The following is a 6767-nucleotide window of genomic DNA, read 5'->3' as shown; positions in this document are numbered from 1 at the left end:
CCTGGCCGGCGCCGGCGGCGGCACCGGACGTGGCGGCGGCTGCGGCGCGGGCGGCGGTGGCGTCGGCTGTGCCGCCGGCGGTGGTTCCGGCGCCGGCGCCGGTGGCCGTGGCGATGGCGCACTGGCGCAACCGGCCAGCAACAGCGCGCTCAGCAACCCCAGGCGGCGACGCCGCCCGGCCTGCGAACCGGAAATCAGAACAGCCTGCGCAGCCAGCGCCATGCGTCATCGTCCTCGTCTGTGGGGGAAGGGAGTTGTGTGCCGTCGCACGGCACGGCGCCGGGCGGCGTGCCGCTGTCGAACACCGGCAGGCCAAGACCTCCGGGGCACAGGGCCGCCGGCAACCACGGGCCGTCGGGCGCCTGCACCCAGTGCACACCCGGCGGCTCGGCCAGGGTGAGCGGCACCGCCGGCAGCCGGCCGATCAGGTCGGCCCACACGCGCATGGCGCCGCTGGCGCCGTACAGGCCGGTCTTGCGGTTGTCGTCGAGCCCCATCCACACCACCGCCACGGTGTTGCCGGTGAAGCCGGCGAACCACGAGTCACGGCCATCGTTGGTGGTGCCGGTCTTGCCGGCGATGTTCAGGCCGGGCAGCACCCGCCCCAGGGCGCGCGCCGTGCCGCTGCGTGCCACCTCCTGCAGGGCGGTGTTGACCAGGAACACGGCCGCCGGGTCGAGCTTCTGCTCCACCGACAGCGGATAGCTGGCCAGCGGCGTGCCTTCGGCGTCGGTCACCGCATGAATGCCGCGCAGGTGCAGGCGAAACCCGCTGGCAGCCAGCGTCAGGTACATGCGCGTGGTCTCGAACGGTGTCAGTTCCACCGCACCCAGCATGACCGACGGCACCGGCGGCAGGTCGCGGCGCACGCCCAGCGCCCGCAGCGTCTTGAGCACGTTCGGCACGCCCACCTGCAGGCCAAGCGCCACGGTGGCGCTGTTGCGCGACTCGGCCAGGCCGCGCAACAGCGGAATGCGACCGGCGTAGTCGTTGCCGGCGTTGCGCGGCTGCCAGCGGTCGCCGTTGGGCAGGCCCACGGACATGCGCTGATCGTCCAGCGGCGTTGCCAGATTGAAGCGCTGCGGCTCGGACAGCGCGGTCAGATACACCGCCGGCTTGGCCAGCGAGCCGATCTGCCGGCGCGCGTCCAGGGCCCGGTTGTAGCCGTCGAAGCGCGGGTCGCGATCGCCGACCAGCGCCAGCACCTCGCCGGTGGCCACGTCCGCCGCCACGGCCGCCATCTGCAGGTCCGGCTTGCCGGCCGACTTGGCAATCGCCGCCCCCTGGCCGGTGACCGCCGCCTCGGCCGCCGCCTGCACCGCCGGATCCATGGTGGCGAAGATGCGCAGGCCGTCGTTGCGCAACACCTCTTCCGGGTAATCGCGCTGCAACTGGCGCCGCACCAGATCCAGAAATGCCGGGTAACGCGCCGTGGCCAGCGCCGTGCGCTTGACCACGCCCAGCGGCCTGGCCTGCGCCGCGGCCGCCTGCTGCTCGGTCAGCACACCCTGCTCGGCCAGCAGGCGCAGTGCCAGGTTGCGTCGGGCGGTGGCCCGCTCGGGATTCCGGCGCGGATCATACGAGGACGGTGCCTGCACCATCCCGGCCAGCAACGCCAGCTGTCCGGTGTCCAGTTCGCCCAGCGGGCGGCCGAAATACAGCATGGCGCCCTGGGCCATGCCGTGAATGCTGCGCGTGCCGACCTGTCCCAGGAACACCTCGTTCAGGTAGGCCTCGAGGATCTCGTCCTTGCTGTAGTGACTTTCCAGCAGCACCGCCATGATGGCCTCGGTGGCCTTGCGCCACAGCGTGCGGTCCGCGGTGAGAAAGTAGTTCTTGACCAGCTGCTGCGTCAGCGTGCTGCCACCCTGGACCATGGCACCGGCACGCAGATCCGCCCACAGGGCACGGGCGATGCCACGCGGCGAAATGCCCACGTGGCGGTAGAAATCGCGATCCTCGAGCGTCAGCAACGCCTGGATCAGCACCGGCGGCACCTCGTCCAGGCGCACCAGCAGCCGGTCCTCGTTGCTGGCCGGATAGAAACCGCCGATGAATTCCGGCTCCAGGCGCAGCAGGGGCAGTTCGCCCTGGTCGCCGCTCAGGCCGGTCACCTGACGGCCGTCGAAGCGGATCTCCACCTTGCGCGGCGGCTCGGCGCCATCCCAGAACTGAAATCCGCGTGTGTATACGATCAGCCGCGCGCCGCGCACCGCGTACGTGCCTGCACCCACCGGGTCGTCGTTCTGGTAACCAAGGCGATCGAGCGCCTCGCGCACACGCCGCTGGTCCAGCGGTGCCCCCGCATACAGCTCCAGCGGCCGGGCGAACACCCGCGCCGGCAATGCCCAGCGCTGGCCCTCGAACTTGTCGCGAATGACCCGATCCAGGTGCACCGCGTACAGCGCCACGGCAGCGGCGCCAATCAGCCCCACAGGCAGCAACCAGGCCAGCCAGCGGCGGTAGGCAGGGCGGCGAGAACGCGATTTCGGCATGGGCGGCGGCAGCGTGAAAGGACGTAACGTACTAGTCTAGCGCGCCGGCCGGGCGACACCGCGACTGCCGGTGAACATCCAGCGAGGGGGAACCACCATGTTCAACACCGACCGTTTCGTCGCCGACTGTCAGGCGGCGCTGCGCAGCGCCGATCCCGCCGGCCACATCGCCAGCGTACTGACCGAGGCGCTGCGTGATCCCCAGGCCGTGGCTACCGCTCTGGCGGCGGATGCCGACACGCCGGGGGTGGTGCCGCTGTTCCGCTCCGACGCCCTGACCGTGGCCCACGTGGTCAGCGCGCCGCACAGCCGCAGCCCCATCCACAACCACTGCATGTGGGGCGTGATCGGCATCTACGCCGGACAAGAGGACAACCACCTGTACCGCCGCGGCGACGGCGGCCTGGTCGACGACGGCCTGCGCAGCCTGCGATCGGGCGACGTGTTCGTGATGAATCCGCAGCTGATCCATGCCGTGGCCAACCCGCGCGACGACCTCAACGGCGGCCTGCACGTGTACGGTGGCGACCTGATGCAACGCCCCGGACGCAGCCTGTGGGATCCGGACACTGGCGCGGAAGAACCCTATGCCTTCGAGCGGGTACTCGAATACACCGCCCGCCTGAGCGGCTAGACGCGCGACGCCGCCCCGAGCCAAGCGCACGGATTCGTCTTGCGCGGATCCCACGCCCCGTCCGGCCCCCTGCCTTCGTGGCCCCTGCCCTGCGGGCAGGACGCCCGCCACCGGTCAGTGCCGCCGGTACTGCTCGGCGCCGAACAGGATCTGCCGCTGCGCCTCGTCCTGCGGCCCAGGCTTGGCCGGCCGCCGCTCGGCCATCACGGCCAGGGCGCGCGCCGTAGCCGGCCGCGCGGCGATGGCGTCCATCCAGCGACGCACCTGCGGCAGCCCGGCGAGGTCCACGCCCTCGCGCTCGTGGTGCAGGAACCAGGGATAGATGGCCATGTCGGCAATCGAATACTCGCCCGCCACGTAGTCGCGACCGGCCAGGCGCGTGTCCACCACGCCGTAGATGCGCCGCGACTCGTTGGTATAGCGGTCAATCGCATAGGGCAGCGTTTCCGGCGCGTAGTCGCGGAAATGGTGTGCCTGCCCGAGCATGGGACCAACGCTCGCCATCTGGAACATCAGCCATTGCAGGACCTCGCAGCGGCCTCGCGGGTCGGCGGGCAGGAAGCGGCCGGTCTTCTCGGCCAGATAGATGAGTATCGCCCCGCTCTCGAACACGCTGATCGGCCGTCCGTCCGGGCCGTCCGAGTCGACGATGACCGGCATCTTGTTGTTCGGCCCGATGGCCAGAAACTCGGGTTTGAACTGATCCCCGGCGCCAATGTTGACTTCCACCGTGCGGTACGGAAGGCCGGTTTCCTCGAGAAACAGCGTCACTTTGTGGGCGTTCGGCGTTGGCCACATGTACAGGTCGATCATGGGAACCTCCCGAAGATGTCCGCAGTCGGGGCCATTCCAGGCCCGCCCGGCCAGGCGGACCGCGGCGCGGCCTGTGGCATACTCACGCCGCCCTGACCGCTCGGTCGCTCGGCAGCCTGCTTCCTTTGACCCGCCCCGTGGACGAGAGTGCACTTCGCCAACTGTTGGTCGATACCGCGCGTGCCAGCGTGCATGCCGGGCTGAACCGCGGCACCTCCGGCAACCTCAGCGCCCGCGTCCCGGGCGGCTTCCTGATCACCCCGACCGGCGTGCGTTACGACGCGCTGCGCAGCGGCGACCTGGTTCGGCTGGACGAGCGTGGCGTGCCCGCCTCGGGACAGTTGCGGCCCTCATCGGAATGGCGCTTTCACTGCGACATCTATGCCGCCCGCCCCGAGGTCGCAGCCATCGTGCACACCCATTCGCAGTACGCCAGCGCCCTGGCCTGCCAGCACCGCGAGATACCCGCGTTCCATTACATGGTCGCGGCCGCCGGCGGTGACAACGTCCGCTGTGCCGGATACGCCACCTTCGGCACCGCCGAGCTGTCAGCCAATGCGCTGGCCGCGCTGGCAGACCGCCACGCCTGCCTGCTGGCCAATCATGGCGTCATCGCCACCGGGCCGGACCTGCCGGCGGCACTGGCCCTGGCCGAGGAAATCGAAGCCCTGGCCGGCCAGTACTGCGCGGCCCTGGCCACGGGCACGCCGGTACTGCTCGGCGCGGCCGAGATGCGACGCGTGCTGGACAGTTTCAAGGACTATGGCCGCCAGGAGCGTGCCCAATAACACCGCTGAGGAGAACCGCCATGCAACTGATCTACGCCAAGCCGTCGCCGTATTCGCGCAAGGCCCGGGTGACCGTGCTCGAGAAAGGGCTGGCCGACCGGGTCGAGGAAGTCGTCGTCAGCCCGCTGGAAGACCCGGCCACGCTGCTGGACGCCAACCCGCTGGGCAAGGTGCCGGCGCTGCGCCTGGACGACGGTCGCTGCCTGTACGACAGCTGGGTAATCTGCGAATACCTCGACAGCCTGGCGCCGACGCCGCGGCTGATCCCGGACGGCGCCGCACGCTTTGACGTGTTGCGCCGCGCCGCCCTGGCCGATGGCGTGCTGGATGCCGCGGTCACCGCCCGCATGGAACTGCTGCGTCCGGAAGACATGCGCTGGGCGCCGTGGACCGACCGCCAGCAGCGCGCCATCCAGCGCGGCCTGGCGGTCATGGAGCAGGACGTGTCGGCCCTCGGCGACGAGGTGACGCTGGCCCACATCGAGTTCGCCGTGGCGCTCGGCTACCTCGATTTCCGTCTGCCGGAACTGGCCTGGCGCAACGCCCACCCGGCCCTGGCTGCCTGGCAGGACGCCTTCAGTCAGCGGCCGTCCATGCAGGCCACCGTGCCACAACCTTCCTGAACCGGGGTCGCTCGCCCACTCGAACCGCCCCCTTCATTCACCCGACACCGCCGGCAGCGCACGCCGCTGCCGGCGGTGTTTCTTTTGCGAAACGGATTTCCGTGTACCTCGACCTGCTACCCGTATTCATGACCCTTGCTGCCGGCTGGCTGTGGCGGCGCCACAGCCCCGGCGGCGTCGACGCCGCCCATCTGGCGCAAGCGCTGAACATGCTGATGATCTACCTGATGGGTCCGGCGCTGATCTTCGCCATCATGTCGCGGGCGCCGCTGAACGCCGCCCTGGCGGTCATCCCGGCCGCCGGCTACGTGTGCAGCCTGGGGGGCCTGCTGCTGGCCGCCGCGGCCTATCGCCTGCTGGGCCGGCGGACCGGGCTGTCGCGCCAGGGTCAAGGTGCCATGCTGCTGGCCGCCGGCTTCGCCAACGGCTCCATCGCCCTGCCGGTGGTGGTCAGCCTGTTCGGCAGCGACGCCATGGCGGTGGTGTTCGCCTACGACATCATCGCCACCATCCTGCTGATCTGGACCGTCGGCGTGGCCGTGGCGGCACGCCACGCCGAGGGCCAGACACCGGTGTCGCTGGGCCGCGAGATTCTGCGCCTGCCGCCGGCCTGGGCCGTGTTCCTGGCGCTGGCGGTCAACCTGCTCGGCATTCCGGTGCCCGATCGTCTGGTCGGCATGCTGCGCTACATCGGCGACGCCGCCATCCCGCTGATGGTGTTCGTGGTCGGCCTGTCGCTGCGCCTGGGCGCCATGCGCCGGCTCGGCGCCGCCGTGCCGGCGCTGCTGGTACGCCAGGTGCTCGGACCGGCGCTGGGCGTGGCCTTCGCCTACGCGCTCGGCCTGCGCGGCGAAACACTGGCGATACTGGCGGTGGTCATGGCCTCCGCCTGCCCGGCGGTGGGCATCATCCTGACCCACCGCTACCGGCTGGACACCGAGCTGTACGGTGCCGCGCTGACCGCCTCGATCCTGCTCTACCTGCTGCTGGCGCCGCTGTATCGGCAGTTGCTGATGCCCTGAGCGGCCCCGACAATGCGCCGAAGCCACCGGGCGACGCCATGATCCGCCACCTCATTCTCGACTGGGCCGGCACGCTGGCCGACGACCGCGCCCTGACACTGGCCGCCACCAACGACACGCTGGCGCACTTCGGCGCCGCCGCGGTCGACGAGGCCACCTACCGGCGCGAGTTCACGCTGCCGGTGGAGCGCTTCTACCGGCGCTTCATCGGCGACGTGCCGCGGGCACAGATCGACGCCGTGTTCTTCGATCGCTTCGCCGCGCGCATGAAAGAGGCGCCGCTGTTCGACCATGTGCCGGCGCTGCTGCATGTGTGCCGCCTGCGTGGCGTGGCGCTGAGCCTGTGCTCCAGCGTGCCCACGGCGCTGCTGGAACAGCTGCTGACACACCTG

7 protein-coding genes and 1 pseudogene are annotated in these 6767 nt (G+C 70.5%); 5 read left to right on the top strand and 3 right to left on the bottom strand.

What is annotated here, in order from left to right:
- Both ABYX71_RS09560 and mrcB read right to left on the bottom strand, forming a co-directional pair.
- Positions 1 to 222: pseudogene (locus ABYX71_RS09560) on the bottom strand (hypothetical protein); the annotation flags it as partial.
- Positions 195 to 2495, bottom strand: a complete 2301-nt coding sequence (mrcB, locus tag ABYX71_RS09555) for a penicillin-binding protein 1B (RefSeq protein ID WP_372696274.1) — start codon at positions 2493 to 2495, stop codon at positions 195 to 197. The gene mrcB and the pseudogene ABYX71_RS09560, both read right to left, overlap by 28 nt.
- A 97-nt stretch (positions 2496 to 2592) precedes the next feature.
- Here mrcB and ABYX71_RS09550 point away from each other — a divergent pair, with 97 nt between their 5' ends.
- Positions 2593 to 3129, top strand: coding sequence for a hypothetical protein (locus ABYX71_RS09550; RefSeq protein ID WP_372696273.1), 537 nt, complete (start codon positions 2593 to 2595; stop codon positions 3127 to 3129).
- A 114-nt stretch (positions 3130 to 3243) separates the two neighbouring features.
- On the opposite strand, the gene ABYX71_RS09545 is transcribed toward ABYX71_RS09550, so the two are convergent.
- Positions 3244 to 3942, bottom strand: coding sequence for a glutathione S-transferase N-terminal domain-containing protein (locus ABYX71_RS09545; protein ID WP_372696272.1), 699 nt, complete (start codon positions 3940 to 3942; stop codon positions 3244 to 3246).
- A gap of 137 nt (positions 3943 to 4079) precedes the next feature.
- On the opposite strand from ABYX71_RS09545, the gene ABYX71_RS09540 reads away from it, so the two are divergent.
- The 4 genes from ABYX71_RS09540 to ABYX71_RS09525 all read left to right on the top strand — a co-directional run.
- Positions 4080 to 4730, top strand: coding sequence for a class II aldolase/adducin family protein (locus ABYX71_RS09540; RefSeq protein ID WP_372696271.1), 651 nt, complete (start codon positions 4080 to 4082; stop codon positions 4728 to 4730).
- A 20-nt stretch (positions 4731 to 4750) separates the two neighbouring features.
- The gene (locus tag ABYX71_RS09535; protein WP_372696270.1) at positions 4751 to 5353 is read left to right on the top strand and encodes a glutathione S-transferase family protein; all 603 of its coding nucleotides are present in this window, start codon (positions 4751 to 4753) and stop codon (positions 5351 to 5353) included.
- Between the two features lie 101 nt (positions 5354 to 5454).
- Positions 5455 to 6375, top strand: a complete 921-nt coding sequence (locus ABYX71_RS09530; RefSeq protein ID WP_372696269.1) for an AEC family transporter — start codon at positions 5455 to 5457, stop codon at positions 6373 to 6375.
- A gap of 38 nt (positions 6376 to 6413) precedes the next feature.
- The coding region (locus ABYX71_RS09525; RefSeq protein ID WP_372696268.1) for an HAD family hydrolase at positions 6414 to 6767 on the top strand (354 nt) is incomplete at its 3' end.

Origin of the sequence: Immundisolibacter sp. (assembly GCF_041625615.1) — a bacterium.
In the GTDB taxonomy this organism is placed as follows: Bacteria; Pseudomonadota; Gammaproteobacteria; order Immundisolibacterales; family Immundisolibacteraceae; genus Immundisolibacter.
This window is presented reverse-complemented; position numbering and strand designations above follow the sequence as displayed.